19 protein-coding genes are annotated in these 24,462 nt (G+C 43.9%); 6 read left to right on the top strand and 13 right to left on the bottom strand.

What is annotated here, in order from left to right; translation table 11 throughout:
• The first annotated feature begins 172 nt into the window (after positions 1-172).
• Positions 173-1,375, top strand: a complete 1,203-nt coding sequence (gene fabV, locus R8N49_RS04370; RefSeq protein WP_005388648.1) for an enoyl-ACP reductase FabV — start codon at positions 173-175, stop codon at positions 1,373-1,375.
• 78 nt (positions 1,376-1,453) lie between these two features.
• Here the strand turns inward: fabV and R8N49_RS04365 are convergent, their stop codons facing one another.
• Together R8N49_RS04365 and R8N49_RS04360 are read right to left on the bottom strand one after the other, a co-directional pair.
• Positions 1,454-3,136, bottom strand: a complete 1,683-nt coding sequence (locus tag R8N49_RS04365) for an aspartate:alanine antiporter (protein WP_005378028.1) — start codon at positions 3,134-3,136, stop codon at positions 1,454-1,456.
• Positions 3,137-3,311: 175 nt separating this feature from the next.
• Positions 3,312-3,578, bottom strand: coding sequence for a GrxA family glutaredoxin (locus tag R8N49_RS04360; protein WP_005378026.1), 267 nt, complete (start codon positions 3,576-3,578; stop codon positions 3,312-3,314).
• 377 nt (positions 3,579-3,955) lie between these two features.
• Between R8N49_RS04360 and R8N49_RS04355 the strand changes: the two genes are divergently transcribed.
• The gene (locus R8N49_RS04355; protein ID WP_054576427.1) at positions 3,956-5,200 is read left to right on the top strand and encodes an iron-containing alcohol dehydrogenase; all 1,245 of its coding nucleotides are present in this window, start codon (positions 3,956-3,958) and stop codon (positions 5,198-5,200) included.
• Between the two features lie 76 nt (positions 5,201-5,276).
• Here R8N49_RS04355 and R8N49_RS04350 read toward each other — a convergent pair whose 3' ends face one another.
• The 5 genes from R8N49_RS04350 to R8N49_RS04330 all read right to left on the bottom strand — a co-directional run bounded on the left by R8N49_RS04350 (position 5,277) and on the right by R8N49_RS04330 (position 10,994).
• On the bottom strand, positions 5,277-6,131 hold the full coding sequence (locus R8N49_RS04350; protein WP_005378021.1) for a MurR/RpiR family transcriptional regulator: 855 nt from the start codon (positions 6,129-6,131) through the stop codon (positions 5,277-5,279).
• A 311-nt stretch (positions 6,132-6,442) separates the two neighbouring features.
• Positions 6,443-8,089, bottom strand: a complete 1,647-nt coding sequence (gene panP / locus R8N49_RS04345) for a pyridoxal-dependent aspartate 1-decarboxylase PanP (RefSeq protein WP_025766849.1) — start codon at positions 8,087-8,089, stop codon at positions 6,443-6,445.
• 211 nt (positions 8,090-8,300) lie between these two features.
• On the bottom strand, positions 8,301-8,813 hold the full coding sequence (locus R8N49_RS04340; protein ID WP_017634875.1) for a hypothetical protein: 513 nt from the start codon (positions 8,811-8,813) through the stop codon (positions 8,301-8,303).
• A gap of 208 nt (positions 8,814-9,021) precedes the next feature.
• The gene (locus R8N49_RS04335) at positions 9,022-9,927 is read right to left on the bottom strand and encodes a lysine exporter LysO family protein (RefSeq protein ID WP_005378011.1); all 906 of its coding nucleotides are present in this window, start codon (positions 9,925-9,927) and stop codon (positions 9,022-9,024) included.
• A 146-nt stretch (positions 9,928-10,073) separates the two neighbouring features.
• A complete protein-coding gene (locus R8N49_RS04330; RefSeq protein ID WP_005378009.1) occupies positions 10,074-10,994 on the bottom strand; it encodes an HDOD domain-containing protein in 921 nt (306 codons plus the stop codon).
• Positions 10,995-11,363: 369 nt separating this feature from the next.
• Here R8N49_RS04330 and R8N49_RS04325 point away from each other — a divergent pair, with 369 nt between their 5' ends.
• Positions 11,364-11,951: a TfoX/Sxy family DNA transformation protein gene (locus tag R8N49_RS04325; protein ID WP_005378007.1), complete on the top strand. Its 588-nt coding sequence runs from the start codon at positions 11,364-11,366 to the stop codon at positions 11,949-11,951.
• Between the two features lie 193 nt (positions 11,952-12,144).
• Here R8N49_RS04325 and R8N49_RS04320 read toward each other — a convergent pair whose 3' ends face one another.
• The 3 genes from R8N49_RS04320 to R8N49_RS04310 all read right to left on the bottom strand — a co-directional run bounded on the left by R8N49_RS04320 (position 12,145) and on the right by R8N49_RS04310 (position 15,419).
• Entirely contained in the window at positions 12,145-12,693 is a 549-nt protein-coding gene (locus R8N49_RS04320) for a hypothetical protein (protein ID WP_005378006.1), read from the bottom strand.
• Between the two features lie 291 nt (positions 12,694-12,984).
• Positions 12,985-13,482 (bottom strand): response regulator, encoded by a 498-nt coding sequence (locus tag R8N49_RS04315; RefSeq protein WP_005378005.1) that lies wholly within the window; start codon positions 13,480-13,482, stop codon positions 12,985-12,987.
• Positions 13,479-15,419, bottom strand: coding sequence for an ATP-binding protein (locus R8N49_RS04310; protein ID WP_053349539.1), 1,941 nt, complete (start codon positions 15,417-15,419; stop codon positions 13,479-13,481). The genes R8N49_RS04315 and R8N49_RS04310 overlap by 4 nt, the downstream gene beginning before the upstream one ends.
• A gap of 186 nt (positions 15,420-15,605) precedes the next feature.
• On the opposite strand from R8N49_RS04310, the gene R8N49_RS04305 reads away from it, so the two are divergent.
• The 3 genes from R8N49_RS04305 to R8N49_RS04295 all read left to right on the top strand — a co-directional run bounded on the left by R8N49_RS04305 (position 15,606) and on the right by R8N49_RS04295 (position 19,528).
• Positions 15,606-16,874: a DUF945 family protein gene (locus tag R8N49_RS04305; protein WP_005378002.1), complete on the top strand. Its 1,269-nt coding sequence runs from the start codon at positions 15,606-15,608 to the stop codon at positions 16,872-16,874.
• Positions 16,875-17,011: 137 nt separating this feature from the next.
• A complete protein-coding gene (gene serC, locus R8N49_RS04300; RefSeq protein ID WP_005378000.1) occupies positions 17,012-18,106 on the top strand; it encodes a 3-phosphoserine/phosphohydroxythreonine transaminase in 1,095 nt (364 codons plus the stop codon).
• A 90-nt stretch (positions 18,107-18,196) separates the two neighbouring features.
• On the top strand, positions 18,197-19,528 hold the full coding sequence (locus tag R8N49_RS04295) for a D-serine ammonia-lyase (RefSeq protein WP_213910999.1): 1,332 nt from the start codon (positions 18,197-18,199) through the stop codon (positions 19,526-19,528).
• A 98-nt stretch (positions 19,529-19,626) separates the two neighbouring features.
• Here R8N49_RS04295 and cydC read toward each other — a convergent pair whose 3' ends face one another.
• From cydC to trxB, 3 genes are all read right to left on the bottom strand, one after another.
• The gene (cydC, locus tag R8N49_RS04290; protein ID WP_054574046.1) at positions 19,627-21,348 is read right to left on the bottom strand and encodes a heme ABC transporter ATP-binding protein/permease CydC; all 1,722 of its coding nucleotides are present in this window, start codon (positions 21,346-21,348) and stop codon (positions 19,627-19,629) included.
• The gene (gene cydD / locus R8N49_RS04285) at positions 21,341-23,128 is read right to left on the bottom strand and encodes a heme ABC transporter permease/ATP-binding protein CydD (protein WP_042521981.1); all 1,788 of its coding nucleotides are present in this window, start codon (positions 23,126-23,128) and stop codon (positions 21,341-21,343) included. The genes cydC and cydD overlap by 8 nt, the downstream gene beginning before the upstream one ends.
• A gap of 103 nt (positions 23,129-23,231) precedes the next feature.
• The gene (gene trxB / locus R8N49_RS04280) at positions 23,232-24,191 is read right to left on the bottom strand and encodes a thioredoxin-disulfide reductase (protein WP_005377991.1); all 960 of its coding nucleotides are present in this window, start codon (positions 24,189-24,191) and stop codon (positions 23,232-23,234) included.
• Positions 24,192-24,462: the final 271 nt, after the last annotated feature.

The raw sequence follows: 24,462 nt of genomic DNA, 5'->3' as shown, positions 1-24,462 counted from the left end.
GACAACTAATGTTAAGAAAAGCACCTCAATGAGGTGCTTTTTTGTATTCTTGGGGAGTGGATGGTGGGATAGTGCTCCAACCACTTGCCTTTTAAGAGCATTTTTACAGAAATTAGATGCGAAATCCCAACGAAACTTTTATCCTAACAAGGTTTTTTAAAGGAAGTTGAATATGATCATCAAACCTAGAATTCGTGGATTTATCTGTACTACAACGCACCCTGTTGGTTGTGAAGCTAACGTAAAAGAACAAATTGCGTACACCAAAGCGCAAGGTCCAATCAAAAACGCACCTAAGCGTGTTCTTGTTGTTGGTGCATCAAGTGGCTACGGTCTATCTTCTCGTATCGCTGCGGCATTTGGTGGCGGTGCATCAACTATCGGTGTTTTCTTCGAAAAAGAAGGTACTGAGAAGAAGCCAGGTACAGCAGGTTTTTACAATGCCGCTGCTTTTGAAAAGCTAGCGCGTGAAGAAGGTCTGTACGCAAAAAGCTTAAACGGCGACGCTTTCTCAAATGAAGCGAAACAGAAAACTATCGAGCTGATCAAAGAAGACTTAGGTCAAATCGATATGGTGGTTTACTCACTGGCATCTCCAGTACGTAAAATGCCAGAAACTGGTGAATTAGTTCGTTCATCTCTTAAACCTATCGGTGAAACTTACACATCAACGGCTGTTGATACCAACAAAGATGTGATCATCGAAGCTAGCGTTGAGCCTGCAACAGAAGAAGAAATCAAAGACACTGTCACGGTAATGGGCGGTGAAGATTGGGAACTTTGGATCAATGCGTTGTCTGATGCTGGTGTTCTTGCTGAAGGTTGTAAGACCGTCGCGTACAGCTACATTGGTACTGAGCTAACTTGGCCAATTTATTGGGATGGTGCACTAGGTAAAGCAAAAATGGACCTAGACCGTGCAGCGAAAGCGCTAAACGACAAGTTAGCAGCAACAGGCGGCAGTGCCAATGTTGCGGTACTTAAATCTGTTGTAACTCAGGCGAGTTCTGCAATTCCTGTTATGCCACTGTACATCGCAATGGTATTCAAGAAAATGCGCGAAGAAGGTGTACACGAAGGCTGTATGGAACAAATCTACCGTATGTTCAGCCAACGTCTATACAAAGAAGACGGTAGCGCGGCAGAAGTTGATGAGATGAACCGCCTACGTCTGGATGACTGGGAACTTCGTGACGACATTCAGCAGCACTGTCGTGAGCTATGGCCTCAAATTACGACTGAGAACCTAAAAGAGCTGACTGACTACGTTGAGTACAAAGAAGAGTTCTTGAAACTATTTGGTTTCGGCGTTGAAGGCGTAGATTACGAAGCGGATGTGAATCCAGCAGTTGAAGCAGACTTCATTCAAATCTAATCGAATCACAGACTAGATAACCAATAAACAAAAGGCGCTCATTGAGCGCCTTTTTGTATTTCATAGTCAAAGTGAGTATTAACTTAGTATTATCAGAATCGTACCAGCTAGCGTCATTAAAATATTCGCAATCGCATAGGTACCCGCATAACCAAGGGCTGGGATGGTGGACTTAGCGTAGTCGTTAACGACATCCATAGCCGGAGCGCAAGTACGGGCGCCAATAATGGCACCGAAGAGCAGGGCACGGTTCATCTTGAGTACGTGTGCGCCAACTAAGTAAGCCAGAACTACAGGCACAACACTGACAATAAATGCCAAACCAATGACTTTTGGACCTACTTGCGTTAGGTGCTCGAACATCTTTCCACCTGCACTTAGACCAATTCCCACCATAAAGAACATTAACCCTAGATCTTTGACCATATTCAGCGCCCCTTGTGGGACATAACCGAAAGTAGGGTGATTTGCTCGTAAGAAACCAAGCGTAATACCGGATAACAGAAGACCCACCGCATTACCCAAACTGAAAGACACCTGACCGAACGTCATTGTGATGAGGCCAAACAGAATACCCAAAATAAAGAAGCTACAAAAAGCGAGCAAATCGGCCATTTGACTGTGGATCGAGATGAAACCGATTTTTTCCGCCAGTCCATGTACTCGGCTTTTCTCGCCGCTCACTTGAAGGACGTCCCCTTTAGCGAGCACAATGTCTAAGTCCATAGGCATTTCAATCTGAGCGCGAACTACGCGGTTTAAGAAACAGCCAAACTCAGACAAATTCAAATCCGATAAACGTTTACCAGCGATAGCGTCACTTTTTACGACGATTTCTTCTTCAACGATGCGTAAATCAAGCAAGTTACGGTCGAATACTTCTTTACCATTACGGAAGCTAGGGTCTAATCGAGCATGGCTGTCAGGGAAGCCAACCAATGCAATTTCATCTCCCTCTTGCAAGATAGCATCACCATCTGGGTGGGCGAGAATACCATTGCGGCGGATTCGTTCAATGTAACAGCCAGTTTGACGATAAATACCCAGTTCTCGTAAGTTTTTACCATCAGTCCAGTCAATTAGCTCTGGGCCCACTCGGTAAGCTCGAATAATGGGTAAATACACTTTTCTCTGGCTTGAATTTCCAAGGCCACGCTCTTGTGCGATTTGCTGCGCGGAATCAGAAAGGTTTTGTTTTTGCAGTTTTGGCAACAATTTAGCAAACATGATCATGCTAATTAAGCCGACCAGATAAGCCATCGCGTAGCCTACGGATAGATTTTCTAATACCAGAGAAAATTCCATATTCCGCGGTATAGTCGCAAGGCCAGAGTTAAGAGCATCTTGTGCACCAACCAGTACTGGCGTTGCGGTCAATGCGCCTGCCATCATACCGGCAGATAAGCCAAAATCGAGGCCGAAATAGTGACTCAAGCCATACGTTAAGCTGACCGCAGACACGAGAACGGTCATGCTTAAAATAAAATAATGCTTACCATCTCTGAAGAATATACCAAAAAAGTTTGGTCCAGCTTCAATGCCAACGCAGTAGATAAACAGCATAAAGCCAATGGTTAAAGCTTCTGCATTAAATGAGAAACCAAGGTGGCCCATTACCAAAGAGGTAATAAGAACGCCAATAGAGTTGCCTAATTGTAATTTGCCAAATCGAATTTTTCCGATGGCAAGGCCAATGGCTAATACGACGAAGATTAGAAGGATAGGGTTTTGCTCGAGAAGGTATACGACGTCTATGTTCACTGTGTGGCTCGGTAGAGTGTGTGCCAAAAAAGATTAAGAACTGTGAATTGTAACTAAATATAGCAAAAAGATAAGTGAATTTTTTTAGGTTTTACCATTAGTTGACTTAACGTAATAACCAGCTGAAAAATAATAAAAAAGCCGCATGAAGCGGCTTTTTTGAAAACAGTCTTTATTACTCGTCAAATAGACCTAGGTGCTCTTTCGCGTATGCTTCGAACTCGTCGCAGCCACCGATATGCTCTTGGTCGATAAAGATCTGAGGAACGGTTTCAACTGGTTTACCAACTGTTTTCTCAAGATCTGCTTTAGAAATACCTTCAGCGTGAATATCAACGTAACGGTAGTTGAAGTCATCACGTTTTGCTTTTAGCGTTTCTGCGTGCTCTTTTGCACGAACACAGAAAGGACATGCAGGGCGACCAAAGATAACAACGAACATAATCTTATTTCTCCTAAATCTATTCTTTTTTGAAAGCGTACAAAACGTAGCGGCTGAGTGCGCTTTCTTTTGTTGGAGTAACTATGCCCGATCCAGATACGGAAATAAAGCGGCAATTACCTCTTGGTTCTATAGGTGAAATCTATCGAATAAAAACTAAACGCGTGTTCTTATTTTACGGCTCTGAAGTATGTGAAGTGACGCATAAAAAACATACATTCTAAAGGGTTAATGATGGCAAGGTGGAATTGGTCAATTTTTTTTGTTTAAAAAAATAGCAATCTATTTTGGCTATACGCAAATAACTTCAACTCTAACATAAGTGTTAAATCAGAGGGCGAGAGGTTATTTGGGGATATTCTTTTGGGAGGGTGTGCATGTTTCAGTTTATGACTGCAACAAGGATTATATTTGGTGAAGGTGCACTTCAATCTTCATTATCCGTTATTAACCAATTTGGCTACAGTGTTTTGCTGGTCACTGGGCAGGATACCCAACGAGCCGCCCCCATTATCCAATATCTTAAAGCTCAAAATATGCGTTACCAGCACGTAGCTATCGTTGGTGAACCATACATCACGATGGTAGAAGAGACCGCAGTGCTCGGTAGAAAATTCCAACCTGATATGGTGGTTGCGATAGGTGGTGGCAGCGTCATCGATATGGGCAAAGCCTTAGCTGCCATTATTCCCAATCAAGGCAATGTTTACGATTACGTAGAAGTGGTAGGAAGAAGCGTCCCTTTAAAAGCAAAGCCTCTTCATTTTATTGCAATTCCTACGACAGCAAGCACCGGTTCAGAAGTGACCAGAAATGCTGTGCTGAAATCTGGACAAGATAAAGTGAAAGTGAGTCTTCGAAGCCCTGATATGCTCGCAGACGTTGCCATTGTAGACCCGACACTTACTTACGGGACCGACCAATACACATCTGGACGTGGCGCAATGGATGCGTTCACTCATTTAATGGAAGCGTATGTGTGTGGTGAGCCAAACCCTCTTACTGATATGGTCTGCGAAGAGGGGCTACGCCGTTTAAGCCGTTCAGTGATTGCCGCTTGTAAGCAAGATAATCATAAGGCGCGCTCTGATTTATCGTTCGCTGCATTGCTTGGTGGTATGGCGATTACTAATGCCAAATTAGGTGCCGCTCATGGGTTAGCATCGGCGTTAGGAGGCAAGTTAGACGCCCCCCATAGCGTTATTACGGCTCGCCTAGCTCCGCACGTGATGCAGGAGAACATTAACGCCGCTAAACTCGCGGGTAGGAATGATGTGATAAGTCGTTATCGCAAGCTGGCCCAATTAGTCACTGAGCGAGTAAATGCTAACGAACACGATGGAATTCTTTGGGTAAATATGGTGCTAGATAAGTTAGCGTTACCGCTACTGGCTCAATTTGGAGTATGCCAAACCTCTTTTGAGCAAGTGGCGAATGATGCGCTTAAATCAATGGCAATCAAAGGGAATCCTTTACCTCTTAATCAGGAACGTTTGATACACATATTGCAGCAAGTCTGTGATTGTAGTGGAGAGTGTGTAGCAGAGAGTGCACAACATGTCAGTTCTGTTGAAGTACTGGAATCAAGAACGGACTTATCGAGTGTCAACGACTTAGGGTGATTGCTCCCTTAGCAGCATTAAAACAAAAGGGGAGCCTTGAGCTCCCCTAGATAAAGTATTGACTAAGCTTTAGTGCTTAGTACTGGCTTAGTTTGTCATAGCGACTGTCTTTCAACGCATCTTTTACGCGTTTTAGGTTCTCACGGAAACCTGTACCACGGCGAAGAGTGAAGCCAGTTGCTAGCACATCAATCACTGTCATTTGTACAACTCGGCTTGCCATTGGCATGTAAACGTCGGTATCTTCTGGAATATCGAGCGTGATGGCCAGCGAGCTTGCCTTTTCTAGAGGAGAATCCTTCGCTGTAATCGCAATAACCGTTGCGCCATTTTCACGAGCAAGGTTCGCTATTTCTACCTGACTCTTTGTTCGACCAGTATGAGAAATAAGAACCACAACATCATTATCACTGCAGTTGATACAACTCATGCGCTGCATAACAATATCTTCAAAACAAGTAATTGGAATATTAAAGCGAATAAACTTGTTTTGTGCGTCTCGGGCAACAGAAGATGATGCGCCAAGGCCAAAGAATGAAATGCGCTTCGCTTGCGTTAGCAAATCGACCGCACGGTTCACTTGCATTGGATCTAGGCTATTTTTCGCGACATCTAAACACGCCATCGTCGATTCGAAAATCTTATGGGTGTACGCGTCTGGGCCATCGTCTTCTTCCACATTACGGTTAACGTAAGGGGTGCCGTTTGCTAGGCTCTGTGCCAAGTGAAGCTTAAAATCTGGAAAGCCCTTGGTGTCCAGACGACGACAGAAGCGGTTTACAGTGGGCTCACTAACGTCAGCCATTTTAGCCAGCGTTGCAATGCTTGAATGAATTGCAGTTTGTGGAGACGCCATAATTACTTCCGCAACTTTGCGCTCTGACTTACTGAAATTCTCCAGGTTTTTTTGAATTTTTTCTAATGTATTCATAGTGTTCACGAGGGTATAGAGAACAACTCGCTGGCTCTGCTAACGAAAGGAAACACGAAGATTCCGGAGTAGAGTGGGGCGTTAACGAAAACAACCAGCGCCATAGAATCAGTATAAACCTGATCTTCAATCAGTCTAAACCAATAACGGGTACTATTTAGTGAGAATTTGACAGGCCTCAAACAAAATGTTGTAAAAACTACAGAATTGGATGTGTAAACGAAGTTTTGTTGCGCTAGTCGCACGATAATGATGTTTGAGTTACATCAAAACGAAAAAAAATTTCAAATTGATGTAACTTGATCTGGCCGTTAAGACGATTGAATATCAACAACCAGCTGCTGAATTCTTTTCATCAAATTTGGTGCTTGCTTGGCGATTTCGCGTTGTTCATCAAGCACTGAGCTCAAAATTTCTTTTGTGGTCAGTGGATTTGCCAAAACCACTCTAAACACTATCGTATTCATGCGTTGCCATTGGTCTGGGTTCAGTCTTGTACGTGAAACGAACGATTTGCCCGTTTCGCGCTGACGCTTTTGAATAAACTGTGTTAACTCATTGATCAGCTCATTCAGTTGTTCTTTTTGTGAGCCTTCTGCTTGTGCTAATGCTTCACGGATGAATGGCGGCAAATAACGGTATGTGAGCAGACAAAGCTCTGGTTCAGAAACTAATTCGAAATCATCTTGCTGTTTGATTAAATCCGCAAAGTAGCGAGCTTTTTCAATGCTTTGGTCAATCAGAAGCTCGTAACCTGGGCGACTTATGATGTGCATTGCGGCGTAGACCAACATCGCCATGCCCGAACGTGAGCCTTCTAGTGTATGGCTGCCTAGGTCTTTTGAACCTTTGCGCAATATATATTGAGCGTGATGCTCTATGGATTTCATTGCGTCAGGGTCTTTGAACAGAACCATACCAGCGCCCATCGGGATATAGAGCTGCTTGTGTGCATCAATAGTTACTGAGTCTGCCATTTCCACACCTTTAAGAAGATGACGGTGATGGTTAGACATCAGTGTTGCGCCACCCCATGCGGCATCCACATGGAAGTGACAGCTGTGAGCTTGGCAGACTTCAGCGATTTCAGGCAATGGATCAACATTACCTGTCTCTGTTGTGCCAGCCACACCAATAACAGCAATAGGCTTGATGTTTTGTTTTTCGAGCTCAACAATTTTCGCTTTCAGGTCGTTGACAATAATACGGTTGTTGGCATCGGTTTTAACCGCAACCAAGCCCTCTTGGCCTAGCCCTAATACATCGGCTGCTTTCTTAAGGGAGTAGTGACCACGCTCAGACACTAGCACCGCTAAGCCATCATAGCCATAGTGCTTCATGGCTTTAAAAAGGCCTTCCTTTTCAACGCCTTTAAATGAGCCATTGGCTCTTAACGCTTTGTTACGTGCTACCCAAAGCGCAGTGATATTGGCAATGGTGCCGCCGGAACAAAATGCGCCTAATGAGTGGTTTGCACTGTGCATCCACTGATTGTAAAACGTATCATTCTGACCATATATCAAGCGATGCAGCATACCCAAAACTTGACGCTCAAGTGGCGTAAAGGCTTTGGAAGTCTCTATTTTTACCAGGTTTTGGTTTAAGGCGATCATGATCTTTGACAGTGGCATCAAGAAATAAGGCAGTGCCGATGTCATATGACCAATGAAGCTTGGTGAAGATGTGTGAACTGAGTGCGACACCAAAGTGTCGAGTAAGTGCTCTGTATGATCTGACACGAACTCTGGCTGCTCAGGAATCTGAGCAGAAGAAAAGTCTTTTTCGATTTCGCGTAAAGGCTTTTCTTCTGCCACGATGTGTTCACGAAGAAATTGATTTAGATTTCGCGAGAGGCTCTCGTCAATTTTAGTTAACGTTGAGTCCGGACCTTCTGGGACAGTGAAGATCTTTAGCAAGCTCTCAAAGCTAACATCAGCGGTTTTTTGTTCCTTAACCATAGCAAAGAATCTTTGTAGTTATTTTGGTAATGCGAGCGGCACAATCTAAACTAAAACGGGCGCAAAGTCCCGTTTTAATTGTTGAAACCCAAGTTGTAGAAATGAAAATTTTAGGTGAAGGTTACGATATTCACATTAAAAAATTCTAGATTGAGTACGTTAAAACATTCTAGTGTTTTTGAATGCTAATCAACGACTAATGCGAGCAACCTTAGTCACATTTCTGCTTTTCAATCTTTTCTATTGACTGATTGTACTTATTAAGTGCGGTATCAATTTGTTGGGGATGACTAAGCAGATCAGCGAATGCTGAACGAAGCTCGTAGTTTTTTGGGTGGTTAGTTGATTGACGGTCGCTAAATGTCTGTTTTGCAACTTCACCTAACTTATCGCTTCGGGTCGCTAACTGCTTAACGTCATGTTGCTCTAGTTTTAACCATGCTTCGATTGGCTGTTCCGTCGCAACGCGGCTAGGGTCGTTCTCTAGAAAGTAGTGAACCGCTTCGCGGTTTAATTCAAAGTGATGTTTACGTCCATCCAAGAACCATTGGCTAACTTCTTTCAGATCTGGATATTGGGTAACCGTCAAATCAACTAGATCTTGATACCACTGTAGTGAGGCATCGACGTAGCCATCGTATTTGCTAGCAAGACATTGTTGATCTGCGGCAAGCGTAAAAGTTGAGCTTGTAGCGAGGAGCGCTGCAACGACAAAGCGTTTCATTCTTCTTCCTTCTGGTTGTTATCCCTTTATTAACGCAATGCACATCAGTTGATGTTTCTCCCTTCTTTCTATTTGGTCGTGACAAATCGTTGGGCTGAATGACGAAAAGAAAGAGGGGTCTTGCCAAAAAATATTGACCACTTTGACGTTAACTGGGTATTTAAATTTTTGCCGTATTGTAATGGATGTTAAAGCGAAAACCTGAGATCTAGCTAGCAAGTGATACAAAGAAAAGCATCATAACTGGTACCAATAAACTCAAAATAAAGCCGCTAACGATAGCAACAGGAACACAACGCACACCACCGGTGGTTTGAATAACGGGTAGGGTGAAGTCCATTGCTGTTGCACCGGCATAACCAATTGCGGTGCACGGATAGCTACGAATAAAGAGAGGAATGGCAACCAGTGCGACTAGCTCTCTCATCAATTCAATCAAGAACGACGCGCCACCAAATACCGGACCAAAAGCGTCACCCATTAAAATACCTGCGAGGGAATACCAGCCAAAACCTGAAGCCATTGCGAGTGCTTGATAAAGAGGAAGATCCAAAAGCACCGCTGCAAGAACGCCACCAAGCATACATGTTGCGATGACAACAGCCGCAATGGCCATTCCTTGTTTATTTAATAGGATTTGACGCAGAGTAAGTCCACTATTGCGCAGCTGAATACCAATAAAAAATAGAAGTAGAAAGAGTATCCATTCGCTTGCTGTATCTACCCAACTCAAATCAATGGGTAACAGCAGGCCAACCACTAACCCTCCGCCAACGACCACGATAAGCTTAACAGACTCTAAAGCCATCGAAGATAACGGTAGCTTCTTTTGATTCTGATTGGTCTGGAGTGGAATAATTTTATCAATAATAGGCAGAGCCAACAGGTTGCAGGCACTTAGACACAAAAAAAACGTACTCGCATAGAGGAGAATACTTTGTAAGTTGCTGCTTAAATTATCGAGCGCCGCCAAGCTAAGACCCATCAACGACAAAATGACGTAAATAAGGTAGGACGTTGACTGATTGATCTTCTCCAATAACGAAGATCGAGATATAGGAATTAGATACCCCACCACAAGCGGAGCGAAAATAAATAGCATCCCTGAAAACATAAAGCTCAATGATTCCTTTTTGAGATAACATCAACACGCATAAATCAAATTATCTATCGGTTGAAATTAAAGACATTTCACCACACACAGCTCAGCCTTGAGCGAATCGTTTTATCACGGATAAGGTATTATCAGAAAGCGATAAATTACAAACCGCTAGCATTGAGTACAGCACGGATTTGATCATTGAAGTCAGTATCACTCATGTTACTAAGTTCATACAAGACTTCTGCACCAGTTAAGTTGAATTCAACTTCATGTTCGTCAATGCGTTCATCGTGATTGCGGAACATCAATAAATGATGCGCAATTCTAGCGATGTCGAGATAACTCACTTCTGGTCGCGTTAACTCGTATTTTTCATTTGAGGATACTTCTCTAAAGTCGTTGTCAAACCCCCAACGCTCAAGTACCAGTTTACTTGTGGCAGAACAACGTGTTTGGAAGATCTGCAATGCAATATCTGGGTCTAAGTAATTGCCCCTATCTAAGTACAAGTGGTACTCATTAATTAGGCAAAATAACCCAATATCGGCTAATAGACCGACCAATAACGCCTTTTCTTGCTCTAGATGGCCATAAGTGCCTGGCTCGTGGCTACGAAACGATTGAACCAACATCACCATGACGGCACCGAGCTCACGAGATATCGCGGCACTCTTCACCAAGATGGCATTGCATTCTTTAGTGAGATTAACTGAGTGTTTAAGTTGCTCAATCGCTTGTGCGGTAACAATATCACGTACACGAAGTATTCCGAGACGAGATACCGCTGTAGTTAAGTCGTTGCAGGTGATATTTCTGCGATTGAAAATCACAGAGTTAGCGACTCGTAAAACGACCGCTGCTAATCCGGGATCTTCCAATAAACAGTTAGCAACATCGGCAATCGTGGTGTGTTCTTCGACACATAACTGCTGAATTTTAAGCACGACATCAGGAATAGGAGGTAACGAAATCTTACCCGTGGCGATGGACTGTTCTACCAGCTGAGCAAACTCGGATTCCAGTGCGTTGATAAGCTTATCTTTATTATTTGGCAGCCAAAAAAATGATAAATGTTCCATTGTGACGCTGTACTTGAGATCTTTCGTACAGTGTACCCTTACAGCGTATTCTTTATCAATTAAATGCGTATTATGTGCCCGTAATTGCCAGCGAGATCATAATGATGGCGTGTTTTAGGCATGCTATGCGTCAAAAAAATATCACCACACAAACAATAAGTGTGAAACTAATCACGTATGCAGGATTTATACTTTTTTATATGTGACCTATGTCCTAACTTATTTTTCAACGTTAAGTATGATTAAGCAAGTTGGTGAGCACAACTCACAAAAATATCGCCAACAAATCGACATTTATAATTCGCTATAAGCTGCTGTTTATCTGGTGACATCGCTAATCGGGGTAATTTATTCAGATTAAAGAGGTCAATGGACATGACAGACCAAGCTTTTTTTAAATATGTACGCACCTTCAGTGAGTACCAAAAACGTTCTATGTTCGGTGGTATTGGTTTATTCACCGATGATGCTATGTTTGCGCTTGTCAGCAATGATTGCTGCTACTTACGTGGTGGTAATGGGCTAGATGAAGTGTTTACTCAACTGAGCTGTGAGAAGTATAAGCACGTCAAAAAACAGACGACGGCAACCGTAAATTATTATGATGTAACCGATTTATTCGAATCCGGATATGTAGGGCTTGATGAACTGGTACAGAAATCAATTGAATACTCAATTAAGGAACGGAAATATCAAAAGTCCTCTGCCAGTAGACGCTTAAGAGACTTACCCAACATGCAACTAACCCTTGAACGTATGGTCAAGAAAGCCGGTGTTGATGACGTAGAAACCTTTTTAGAACTTGGACCTGTAAAAGTCTTCAACAAAGTTAAAACGGCTTACGGTAATGATGTTGATGTAAAGCTACTGTGGAAATTTGCTGGTGCAACTGATGGCGTACATTGGAAACTGATCCAAGAGCCGCGTAAAAAACAGTTATTGGCACTGTGTGACTAAGCGAAGCTGATCGCACAATGATTGACTCGTTTCGATGGAGTTAGCGGGTCGTAAAAGCAAGTGTGAAAAGCGGAAAAAGGACGTTGAAGTTTTTTACCACTTCATTGAGTTAGTCATTAAATTAGACAAAAAAACCGAGGCAGAGACCTCGGTTTTTGTTTTTTTAATTTGCTCTTTTCTTACAGCACAAATCTTAAAACTTAAAACGCGTAGTGAACATTACCTGATCACCGTAAAAATCGTTGATACGAGCTTCAGCACCCAAAGAGAAAAGCTCTGTTGAGTGGAATCGAGCGTAGGCAGAGCCAGTCCAATCGTCATCGTTATCGATAGAAACGTAGCCGACTTTGCCGCCTACTTCTAATTGAGGGCCCAACCATTGGCGAACACCTAAGTTAAGCTCCATACCAACATCTGTGCTGCTCTCATTCGAAGGTTGCACAACGCGCATTAGCATTTCACCAGTAAGATCTGCCCAGTTGTTTAGCGGAGAATGGAAGCCAAAGCCTGCAGCTGAGTCAAAATCACTTTCAAACTCAGAGTCAATACGAGCAATAACATGCGCGTTCGGGTGAATTGATTTGCTGAATCCAGCACCAAATGTCACAGGACTTGCGCCAATACGTGCTTCGAAATAGTCGTAGCTAAAGTTGCTCATAGTTGCTGGCGCATTGCGATCGTTTGCAGCTAGGGCATGGCTTGATGCCACTAGTAAGGCAGCGGCTAATAGTGTTTTACGCATAACTAACGATAAACCTTGTTCATTATTTCCATGGATTCAAGCAACCACTTGAACCGTAATCTGATTTGTCCGACATCATAATAAAAAGGAAGGTCCACGACCAACAAAAATGTGTCGATGTTTTGTCAATTAACTTAATAGTTCCTTGGTTTAAGCAAAAACTACGCCATATACGTAGTGTCCGAGAATTTCACTCGGACAAGTAACGATGTTTTTCTAACCTCATTCGACTATGCGAGGTTAGGTGGTGCAATGAGCATCGTTGAGTTCAAGTTAGAACCAAACACTTTATTACTCGCCAAAGCTTGCTCTTCTTTCTGCCATGGCGTTGAGGATTGCCTCAGAATCAAGGATTTGAGTCCAGGATAGCAGGTTATCATCATTCTCAATCACAAACGCGGTAAGCTGAGACACGATTGCTTTTCTCAATGCTTCACCTTTCCAAGGTTTGGCAATGTAATAATCGAGACTCGCGTTATTTACGGCTTCTACGGTGTCTTCCAAACCAGCTTGTCCTGTGAGTAAAACTTTGCGCGCTGCTTTTGTGTCACCATTTTGACTGAGTTCGATTAAGAAGCTGATCCCAGTTTGTTCCGGCATAATGTGGTCACATAAAATGAGCGCAAGCTGAACTTCTTCTTCCGCCATCTCCTCAATCACTTGCCGAGCTTCAGTCACCGATTCCGCTCCTTCGACGACAAAGTTCTCCTCGAAGGGAGCAAGATCTTGGAGCACGCTATCCAAGACTTCTCGTTCGTCATCGACACATAAAATTAGATACTTGGTCATGTTTCATCTCCTTCTTCGATGACTGGTAACCAGACGGTCATTCGTGTGAACTGGCCGATCTCTGATTCGACGTCAATCCACCCTCTGTGTGCTGTTACGATTTGCTGGCAGATGGACAGTCCGATGCCTAAGCCAAAATTACCTTCTTTTTTTGTGGTGAAGTTCAGCTCGAAAATGGCGTCTCTTTGCGATTCAGGAATGCCACATCCATTATCTTCAAATGAGATAACGGCATAATGTGTGTGCTCTTTTTCTATAAGGCGTGTTTGTATGTTTAACACACCTTTCTCTGGAAATGCGTCAATGGCGTTAGAGACCAAGTTCGTCCACACCTGTTGGAGTGCGATCGGTTGACAAAGGATGGAAGGCAAGTTTGCATAGTCGGTTGAAACTTGGTGCATTTTTAATTTGTTCTCGAAAATCACCAAGGTGTCTTCAATGCCCTCATGAATATCGGCATAGTGCAGGGTCTCATCATCTGACCGAGCATATCCTTTCAGGCTTTTTACCATATCAGCAATTCGTGCTGCACAGACATTAATTGAGCGAAGTGTAGAACCTGCTTTGTGGTATTGCTCTAGTGTATTGAGAGCATGATAAGACGCTTTCTGCTTTCTCGTTAGTTGGGTAAGTAGCTCTTGATCGGACTCTAATCCAAGGCTCACCACTTTTTTTGCCAATGCTCGGTCTGGAAGAGTATGGCTAAGCGCTTTTACGCGTGATCTGAGCTCGGCGGTTGAAGCGGGTTTTGAGGTTTGCGCTTTGCTCAGTAATTCAATGCCTTTGCTTTGTATATCGGAACTGGGCGCATCGTTAAGTAATCGTTCTAGCGTATGCGTTAAATTCTCTACGCCCCTCAATATCGCGGCTACTGGATTGTTTAGTTCGTGTGCCACTCCCGCAACCAATTGGCCAAGCATCGCCATTTTTTCTCTTTCAATGAGCTGCTGGTGGGCTGATTCTAAAGATTCGAGCGTTTTTTGAAGTTGCAGTTTGGTGTTGATGCTTCTTTGCAATCGGCGGTTGAAGTGGCGTAAAAGCAAGTTTGTAAAAAGAGGCAGTAAGTTTGAGTCGCTTTGCATCACTTTATTGAATACGTTGCGATCGAGTTTGATAACTTCTGTTTTGGTTAGTGTTAGAGCTGTCGAGAAAGAACATTCCCCAGTAACAAACGACATGCCTCCGACAATATTCCCTTTGTTATGGCGTACAACCTCTCGCTGCATGCCTTGCTCATCGCGCTTGTACAGAGCCACTTCACCTTCGGTGATAAACCACAAAAAGCAATTTGGCTCGCCTTCCACGGTTAATAAGTGTTCAGGTGAGTATGTACGGCACGCTCTTGTTTCGTCATTATCTTTGAAAAATTGCTGGAGAGCGGAGATCACTTGCTCGGCTAACTCGGCATCAGACATCGAGTGGTAGTCGTGTAAGAATCCGGCTTGATAATGGCTCATCTGGTTATTGATGTGCGCTCGCAACAAGCTGTGATGATCCAATATCTGACTGTAACTTAGCAGGTCTTCTTTGCCATTTCGCAAGATAAATTGGGTCAGCTCTTTTTGCACTGTGTTAAATAAGACGTGATCTGGCAAAGGTTTAGTGAGGCAGTGGTCGAGCCTGCCCTCATTAACGGCAGTGAGAATTGCCTCTATATCAGACGAGCAGCTAATAAGAATTTTTCTTGCTTGCTCGGTATGTGGCATCCGGTCTAAACCAATAAGAAAATCCACGCCGTTAAAATGAGCGTGATGGCTCGCTATAACTAAAGCAACAGTCTGTTCTCTTTCTTCTAGATACTCTAAAGCGCTTTGAGCCTCTTCTATCGATTCGACAGAAAAAATATCAAACTTACTTGAGAAGGCAGACAGCTCCAATCGAAACTGTTCAGCACTGATTGGGTTGTTGTCGAGACACAACACAGCATAACGATTCACAGATGTTTTAGCTCCGGTTAAAACTTCGCCACGCAAACTTTAACAATAAAAGGACATGATGAGTGGGAGCCAAGTATGATTCCTGATTAATGGGCTAGAATAAGCATCAATAGTCTGATTTGTCTCAATGTTTTCTCCGCAGGTGGTTTGGGGTAGACTGACCGAAAATATCTAATAAGTGACGTTATGCAAAATCTTAAAAAAATCGGCGCCATTGGTGGTGCTATCTCATTAGCACTGTGTTGGCCATTGGCTGTCGGACAAATTGGTCAGTCCATCATTGAAGATGGTATTACCAATATGAATGATGAAATGATTAAAGGCGAAGTGGTCGAGTATCAGCGTGGCTATTTGTCTTCAGTCGTGCTGACTCGTTATTCAGTTGTTGATCCTGAGCTTAAAACGCAGTTAGAGCGTGATGGTATGCCAACGACGTTTGACGTAACCAGTGATGTTAGCCACGGTCTAACAAGCCTAACAGCAGATTCAAAATTGGTGGACAATGACTTTTTGCCTCTCACGATGCATAGCCAGACTCAACTAAATGGCAATACAGCATTTATCCTCGACCTAGACAGTTGGCATTATCGTAACGAAGCGCAAGGTGTTTCTGTTTCTACAAGCCCTGCAAAAGTAACAGGTGATGTGACGGTATTGGGTGATCTCAATTACCAAGTTTCCGTTCCTTCTGTTCAAGTGGATTTTGAAAACGGTGAAGAGCTTCATCTGAATGCATTGACAGGGCAAGGTAAAGGAAAGCAAGCAAAAGGCTATTGGCTGGGTGAGCAATCTTTTTCTCTAGAGAAGCTGGATGTGGTTGATGCGAACTTGACGCCTGTCTTTTTGATTGAAAATGCGAGCTACCGTGGTAACACTACGATGAGTGAGTCTGGTGATAAGCTGAACAGTCAATTAAACCTAGATGCTAAGAAACTACGTTTAACTGATGGGACGGATGTCGATAACTTTAAGTTGGATTTCTCAATTGCAGATGTGGATAGCCAGTCTTTTGATCAAATTATGTCTATCTATCAAAGCTCTCCTATGCTAGATGAACAGGAAATTGCGAATTTATTGCCGCATGTCGATACGCTGTTTAGCAAAGGTTTTGATTTATCCGTGAACGAGCTTTCACTCGCGTTCGGTGACGGCAAGTTCCACAATGAGTGGCAACTATCCATCCCTGAAGGTACTGAGCATATTTCTCAAGATCCAATGAAGTTGGTGACGGCCACTACTGGTGAACTTAGCACTTACTTCTCTGATGAATTAGTAACGCATTACCCATTTATTCAAGAAGGGATTGATGAGCTCCTTATTATGGAGTTGATCGAAAAAGTAGAGGGCGGTTATCAATTAAAAGCAGAAATTGGTGAAGGCAAATTGAAGTTCGAAAATGGGCATGAGTTCCCATTGGTGGCTCTACTTATGCCTGCTTTGATGCAACAACAGTAATTCGTGTTGTTGCGAATTTGTTCCAATTCAACGCTTAGTCTTTAAAAAGAGGTCGTAAGACCTCTTTTCTTGTTTTTATCACTGCGAAAACGTGATATTAATTTCGTAATATTTACATAGCAGGAGCAATGAGCATCATGGAACAAAATACGGACAACGTATTTAACTTCAGTGCAGGGCCAGCAGGTCTGCCTAAAGCAGTTATGCAGCAAGCACAACAGGAACTAATCGATTGGCAAGGCCTTGGTACTTCGGTCATGGAAATCAGCCACCGAAGCAAAGAGTTCATCAAAGTTGCAGAAGAAGCCGAGCAGGATTTACGTGATCTTCTGAATATTCCGGACAACTATAAAGTACTGTTCTGCCAAGGTGGTGCTCGTGCTCAGTTTGCTGCTGTTCCTCTAAACTTACTTGGTGATGCCGATACGGCAACTTACATCGATGGTGGTTATTGGGCTGAAAGCGCGGTAGCTGAAGCGAAAAAATACTGCGAACCAGACGTGTTTGATGCAAAAACAGAAATCAACGGGAAAGTCGCGGTTCTACCTGCAAGTGAATGGAAAATTGCTCCAGAAGCGGCTTACGTTCACTTCTGTCCAAATGAGACCATTGATGGTATTGAGATTAACGATCTTCCTATCACCGACAAACCGATTGTTGCTGACATGTCTTCGACAATTCTTTCTCGTGAAATTGATGTGTCGAAATACGGTGTGATTTACGCGGGCGCTCAGAAAAATATTGGTCCTTCCGGCATTGCTATTGCTATCGTGCGCGATGATTTATTAGGTATGGCGAAGCAGGTACTACCAAGTATTTTGGATTACACTGTTTTGGCAGAAAAAGAATCAATGTTCAACACGCCACCAACCTTTGCATGGTACCTGTCTGGTCTTGTTTTCAAATGGCTGAAGGCACAGGGCGGAGTAAAAGCGATTGAGCAAGTGAACCGCGCTAAAGCCGCGCTACTGTATGATTACATCGATCAGTCTGATTTCTACCGTAATGGCGTGCACTCAGCAAACCGTTCTTTGATGAACGTGCCATTTCAACTTGCTAAGCCTGAACTGGATGCAACCTTCCTTGAGCTAGCAGACTCTAAAGGGCTGAAAGCGCTAAAAGGTCACCGAGCAGTTGGTGGTATGCGAGCATCCATTTATAACGCAATGCCGCTTGAAGGCGTTCAAGCGTTAGTAGACTTCATGCAAGAGTTTGAGAAAAACTACGCGTAAGCTCAAACTGATAACTGATATTTGTTCTCCAAAGCGTCGCTATTGCGGCGCTTTTGTTTATCTCAACTCACATCATTCCAGGAAGGTAAAATGACCAAGGCAAATATTGAAGCGCTGACTAAGCAGTTCCCACTCTTGGCAGCACTTATTGATCTTGAAGAGGTTTGTTGGTTTAACCCCCATATCACTTCCTTGGAGGAAGGCTTACCTCATGTCGGGTTAGATGAAAAAGATATTCAAGCGGCGAGTGAACGGCTAGCACGATTTGCGCCTTATTTGATGAAAGCGTTTCCCGAAACGGAAACGTCGCGTGGCGTTATTGAGTCCGCAGTGGTGGATATTCCCAATATGAAAGTGCGTTTGGAGCAGCAATACGACACACCAATATTGGGCCATTTAATGCTCAAAAAAGACAGTCATTTGCCAATTTCTGGTTCGATCAAAGCGAGAGGTGGTATTTATGAAGTGCTCACTCATGCAGAAAAGTTGGCGTTTGAAGCTGGCTTGCTCTGTGAAAGCGATGATTACAGCAAATTGTTCAGCAATGAGTTTCGGCAGTTTTTTAAGCAGTACAGTATTGCAGTTGGCTCAACCGGCAATCTTGGTATGTCCATCGGTATCATGAGTGCGAAGCTGGGTTTTTCAGTTTCAGTCCACATGTCTGCGGATGCGCGGGAATGGAAGAAAAATAAGCTCCGGTCACATGGTGTTAATGTCGTAGAGCACCAAGAAGATTATAGTATTGCTGTCGCGCAAGGTCGTAAAGAGGCAGAAAAAGATCCCAACTGTTTCTTTATCGATGATGAAAACTCACGGACGCTGTTTCTAGGTTACTCTGTTGCGGGTGAGCGTCTTAAGCAGCAATTTGATGACTTGGGAATCGTTGTTGATGAGCATCATCCATTGTTTGTTTATCTTCCTTGTGGTGTTGGCGGCGGGCCTGGTGGCGTGGCATTTGGCTTGAAGGTAGCGTTTGGCGAGCATGTCCATTGTATTTTCGCGGAGCCAACGCACTCCCCGTGCATGCTGTTGGGCGTACATACAGGCTTGCATGACGATATTTCGGTACAAGATTTGGGTATCGATAACATCACCGCCGCTGATGGCTTGGCAGTCGGGCGTGCCTCGGGATTTGTCGGAAGAGCGATGGAAAGGCTACTTGATGGTTTTTACACCATTGATGACGCTCGTATGTATCACCACTTGGGTGAGTTAAGTGAACTGGAAGGTATTAATCTAGAGCCTTCTGCATTAGCCGGTATGATTGGGGCAGTGCACGTCTCGAATAACCATGCTTATCAGTCTCAAATGAAATTTGACGAAGAAAAACTCAAAAACGCAACACATCTTGTTTGGGCAACTGGTGGGGGCATGGTTCCGGAAGATGAAATGGCGGCTTATCTCAAAAAATCTGGTCGGTAAATCAGCACTGTATACGTGCTTAATTAGGTAACTAATTAATACAGGAATAACAAAAGGGCTCATCGTTTGATGAGCCCTTCTCGTCACTGAAAATCGAATTATAGAGATTGTAATAGCTGGTAGTAACGACCTTTTTGAGCGAGTAGCGTTGGATGGTCGCCTTGTTCGATGATCTCACCTTGTTCCATCAAACAGATGCTATCCATACTTTCTAACTCTATCAGTCGGTGTGTAATGAATACTACTGTCTTATTAGCAAAGTGTTCATTGAAAAGCGCCATCACTTTTTGTTCCGTACGCTTATCGAGGCCTTCAGTCGGTTCATCTAAGAGTAGGATTGGGGCATCACGTAGCAATGCTCGAGCAATGCCGATTCGACGTTTCTCACCGCCAGATAACTGACGACCGCCGTCGCCTAACCAAGCGTCTAACCCCGGCTCTTCAAGAAGTCCGCCAAGCTCGACTTTTTGTAAAATAGTAGACAGTTGCTCATCACTTGCATCCGGAGCGGCCATGAGTAAGTTGTCACGTAGTGTCCCGTTTAGTACATCTACGCGTTGACTGATCACAGTCATTGCTGATCGCAGGTCCGACTCGCTCCAATCTTGCAGTTTTGTACCACCGATTCGAACTTCACCTTGGTTAACATCCCAGTAGCGGCAAAGAAGCTGAATCAGTGTTGATTTACCTGAACCTGTTTGACCTACAATTGCAGTTTTAGTGCCCAACGGTAGTGAGAGTGACAAGTCTTTCAGCACCTTTTGCTGACCGTCAGGGTAAGTAAAATCTATGTTGTCGAATTCAATGTCTAACGTTGTGTCTTTATGTTTCGACTGCTCAGGGAAGACAACGTCAGGTTCAGCCAAAATTACTTCATTTAAACGACGAGCAGAGGTCAACGTTTGACCGAGATACTGGAATGCGCCCGCGATAGGCATCAGAATCTCAAAGCTCGCCATGGTTGCAAACGCAAACAGCGCAATCCAAGGATCAGGAGCACGACCACCTACGCCGTCTGCAGCAAACCAAAGCATCACAACCAGTGTAATGCCGTTCACCAGCATAAGCAGGCCTGAAGCCATGCCCGTTAAGTTCGCGTTCACAAATTGGTTAGACAGCAACTGCTTCTGCTTCTCTAGAATGAGATTACGATAACGTTCTTCTGCTCCAAAGATACTCAGTTCGCTGTAGCCTTGAAGCCAGTCCAGTGTCGCCACTCGCAATTGCGCTTTATGATGAGTGAGATTCTCGCCATTGTTTTTACCCAGTTTATAGAACAGCACTGGCCATACAAACAACATGACGGTAAGAATCGAGCCAAGCAGTAGGGCGAGATGCCAATCAAAGAACGCTAGGACAGCCGTTAAACTCAATATGCCAAAAATACCAATCACGACAGGGCTGATAAGTCGAAGGTATACGTGATCCATCGCATCTACGTCCGCTACTAGACGGTTGAGCAGATCGGCATCACGCATCGTAGAAACACGACCCGGAATCAGTGGTGCAAGTTTCTTAAAGAAGAAGATACGTAGATCGGTAAGCAGCTTGAACGTTGCATTGTGGCTAACGACACGTTCTCCCCATCGACCTGCGGTTCGAGCCATTGCAGCGCCGCGTACCCCGGCACCTGGTAACATGTAGTTGAAGGTCTCACGAGCAACCGTCAAGCCTGCCACCGCTGCGGCTGAAATAAACCAACCTGATAGCGTTAATAAGCCAATAGATGCCGCTAAGGTCAGAAATGCCAGTAGCATACCTAGCGAAAGACCAAACCAGTGTTTCTTATAGAGTTTTAGATAAGGGAGTAAATCACGCATCTAAGTTCCCCTTGTCTGTTTCACGTTGTGCGAGGTTCGCTTCCAACATGTCTTTAAATAAGCCATCTTCTGTCGACAGTGTGGCGTAATCACCACGTTGAACAATCTGGCCGTCCTGCATAACAAGAATTTGCGATACGTTTTGTAAAGGCGCAAGTTGGTGAGTAATCATCAAATTCGTTGTGGCATGCGCATACTTGTTAATGCCTTCCATCACGAGTTTTTCACTGCGAGCATCTAAGCTTGCGGTTGGTTCATCTAATAACCAAAAACGACCATTTTGTAGCATGGCGCGAGCCAGTGCTAAACGCTGCGCTTGGCCGACAGATAAACCACCAGAACGATCAGATATCGGATAATCCAACCCATGCATTTCAACAAATTCAGCAGCGTGAGAGTCATTCAACACAGAATGTACGTCTGCATCCTGAACATTGTGCTTACCTAGTGTGATGTTATCTCGAATGCTACCGTGTAATAGCATCGGGTTTTGACCAATCCAGCTTACTGCCTCTCGCCATGTGGCTAGATCCAGTTGCGACAATTCACAACCATTAATCTTCAAGCTACCTTGATAAGGCATGAAACCGAGGATGGTGTTTACCAAGCTTGTTTTACCTGCGCCACTTGGTCCAACTAAAGCCGTACTTTTGTTGGCTTCAAGAGAGAAGGATAGGGGACCTGCGAGCTGCTTACCTTCCGGACTAAAAATGGTTAACTGGTTCGCTTCAATATGGATAGGGCTGTTTTTATCTAACGCTTGGGTACCATCTTTGATTTGATCGACTTCCAAATCCAGAAACTCGACAATGCTTTCTGCTGCCCCAACCGCTTGCTGTTTCGCATGATAGAACGTGCCCAAATCACGTAATGGCTGATAAAACTCTGGAGCAAGAATCAGAATGAACAAACCAGCAAAGAGCGTAACACCTGTGCCGTAGTAGCCGAAGTCCAGCTCCCCGATATAACTAAAGCCAAAGTAGACAGCGGTAATTGCGATAGAAATGGAAGTGAAAAACTCTAACACCGCAGAAGACAGAAACGCGATTTTCAGAACGTCCATGGTACGAGTACGAAAGACTTCTGAAGCACCCTTTAGCGTCTCAGTTTCAGATTTTGTTCTATCGAATAAGCGAATGGTTGTCATTGCTTGCAAGCGGTCATAAAAGTGACCCGACAAACGCTGCATCGCTTTAAAGTTTTTACGGTTTGCTTCTGCGGCTTTCATCCCAACCAGTGCCATGAAAATAGGCACTAGTGGTGCAGTGACCAGGAAGATCAAGCCTGCTGCCCAGTTTACTGGGAATACGACAACCAAAATGATGAAAGGCACTAGTACCGATAATGACATTTGAGGCAAGTAGCGTGAGAAGAAATCTTGCATATCTTCTACCTGCTCTAAGATGAGCGTTGCCCAACTGCCAGCAGGTTTGCCTTTGATGTAAGCTGGCCCAAGCTTATGAACTTTATCTAAAATGAGTTGGCGAATATAAACTCGAATTTGCTCCCCGCAACGGTAACCGGCAAGCTCTCGACCCCAGGTACAAGCAGCTCGACCGATAACCGTGCCACCGAGCCCAACAAAATGCCAAATGAGCTCGGCTTTGTCGACTTGGTCAATGATTAACTGGTGCAGAATGGAGGCGAGCAGGGCTGCTTGAGCCAATAAAAACACGCTTGAAAGTACGCCTAGGCCTATCGCAATCATAAGCCAGCGCTTGGCTAACTTACTTTGTTGCTTCAGCCACTTATTCAAGCTGCTTTGCTTTTTCTTATCCATCGTGAAGGCTTAATGATAATTGTTTTAATGAGGCGGTAGTATACAAAAGAAAACCCAGCGGGAATACCGCTGGGCTTTAAGGATATGACACAAATGTGAAAAGTTATTTGTCACCAAGTGAGTCTAAGAAACGTTCAGCATCTAATGCAGCCATACAACCTGTACCTGCAGAGGTGATCGCTTGACGGTAGTTGTGGTCCATTACGTCGCCAGCTGCAAATACACCTTCGATACTAGTTTGTGTTGCGTTGCCTTCAAGACCTGATTGAACGATGATGTAGCCATCTTTCATGTCTACTTGGCCTTCAAAGATTTGTGTGTTTGGCTGGTGACCAATTGCGATGAATGCACCCATTACATCGATATCTTCTGTCGCACCGCTGTTCACGTCTTTAATGCGGACGCCCGTTACGCCCATATCGTCACCCAGTACTTCATCGAGAGTGCGATCGGTATGAAGAACGATATTACCGCTTTCAACTTTATCCATCAGACGTTTCACAAGGATCTTCTCTGCGCGGAATGAATCGCGGCGGTGGATCAGGTGAACTTCTGACGCAATGTTAGATAGGTATAGCGCTTCTTCAACAGCCGTGTTACCACCGCCCACAACTGCAACTTTCTGATTACGGTAGAAGAAACCGTCACAGGTTGCACAAGCAGAAACGCCGCGACCTTTAAATGCTTCTTCAGACTCAAGGCCAAGGTATTTTGCTGATGCGCCGGTAGATATGATTAAGGCATCACAAGTGTACTCACCTGAGTCGCCTTTTAAACGAAATGGGCGTTGTGATAGCTCTACTTCATTGATGTGATCAAATACGATTTCAGTTTCAAAACGCTCGGCGTGTTCTTTCATGCGATCCATCAATGCTGGACCTGTCAGTCCCTCAGCATCGCCTGGCCAGTTTTCAACTTCAGTTGTGGTGGTTAGCTGACCACCTTGTTGCATTCCCGTCACAAGCACAGGGTTTAAGTTTGCACGCGCTGCGTAGACGGCAGCTGTGTATCCTGCAGGACCAGAACCAAGAATTAATAATTTACAGTGTTTTACGTCGCTCATTATGGCTCCAAAAAGGGCGTAACATTTCCCTCGATTGTATGGAAATTCTTAGTGCTTTAAAAGCATAAACAACGATTGTGATCGAATAATTGGTTATAGATTAGAACCCACTAAATATTGATTGAGAACGTTGACTTCTAGCATAAAATTCTATTCGTAGTAGAGAAGTCTAGTTTCAAATATTGTCAAAGCGTAAAACTGAAACATGGCTCTGTTTTTGTGGTTTGGTTTGGTTTGTTATGTTGTTTTCGTCGTTTTGTTGAAGCTATCA

Source organism: Vibrio sp. 1978, from assembly GCF_033344345.1.
Note: the sequence above shows the minus strand (reverse complement) of the source record. Positions and strands in the feature narration are given on the sequence as shown.

Bases quoted from the DNA above. Each gene is read 5' to 3' on its own strand.
- fabV (WP_005388648.1), top strand. From the start codon at position 173: ATGATCATCAAACCTAGAATTCGTGGATTTATCTGTACTACAACGCAC.
- R8N49_RS04360 (WP_005378026.1), bottom strand. From the start codon at position 3,578: ATGTTCGTTGTTATCTTTGGTCGCCCTGCATGTCCTTTCTGTGTTCGT.
- R8N49_RS04355 (WP_054576427.1), top strand. From the start codon at position 3,956: ATGTTTCAGTTTATGACTGCAACAAGGATTATATTTGGTGAAGGTGCA.
- R8N49_RS04350 (WP_005378021.1), bottom strand. From the start codon at position 6,131: ATGAATACATTAGAAAAAATTCAAAAAAACCTGGAGAATTTCAGTAAG.
- panP (WP_025766849.1), bottom strand. From the start codon at position 8,089: ATGGTTAAGGAACAAAAAACCGCTGATGTTAGCTTTGAGAGCTTGCTA.
- R8N49_RS04340 (WP_017634875.1), bottom strand. From the start codon at position 8,813: ATGAAACGCTTTGTCGTTGCAGCGCTCCTCGCTACAAGCTCAACTTTT.
- R8N49_RS04335 (WP_005378011.1), bottom strand. From the start codon at position 9,927: ATGTTTTCAGGGATGCTATTTATTTTCGCTCCGCTTGTGGTGGGGTAT.
- R8N49_RS04330 (WP_005378009.1), bottom strand. From the start codon at position 10,994: ATGGAACATTTATCATTTTTTTGGCTGCCAAATAATAAAGATAAGCTT.
- R8N49_RS04325 (WP_005378007.1), top strand. From the start codon at position 11,364: ATGGACATGACAGACCAAGCTTTTTTTAAATATGTACGCACCTTCAGT.
- R8N49_RS04320 (WP_005378006.1), bottom strand. From the start codon at position 12,693: ATGCGTAAAACACTATTAGCCGCTGCCTTACTAGTGGCATCAAGCCAT.
- R8N49_RS04315 (WP_005378005.1), bottom strand. From the start codon at position 13,482: ATGACCAAGTATCTAATTTTATGTGTCGATGACGAACGAGAAGTCTTG.
- R8N49_RS04305 (WP_005378002.1), top strand. From the start codon at position 15,606: ATGCAAAATCTTAAAAAAATCGGCGCCATTGGTGGTGCTATCTCATTA.
- serC (WP_005378000.1), top strand. From the start codon at position 17,012: ATGGAACAAAATACGGACAACGTATTTAACTTCAGTGCAGGGCCAGCA.
- R8N49_RS04295 (WP_213910999.1), top strand. From the start codon at position 18,197: ATGACCAAGGCAAATATTGAAGCGCTGACTAAGCAGTTCCCACTCTTG.
- cydC (WP_054574046.1), bottom strand. From the start codon at position 21,348: ATGCGTGATTTACTCCCTTATCTAAAACTCTATAAGAAACACTGGTTT.
- cydD (WP_042521981.1), bottom strand. From the start codon at position 23,128: ATGGATAAGAAAAAGCAAAGCAGCTTGAATAAGTGGCTGAAGCAACAA.
- trxB (WP_005377991.1), bottom strand. From the start codon at position 24,191: ATGAGCGACGTAAAACACTGTAAATTATTAATTCTTGGTTCTGGTCCT.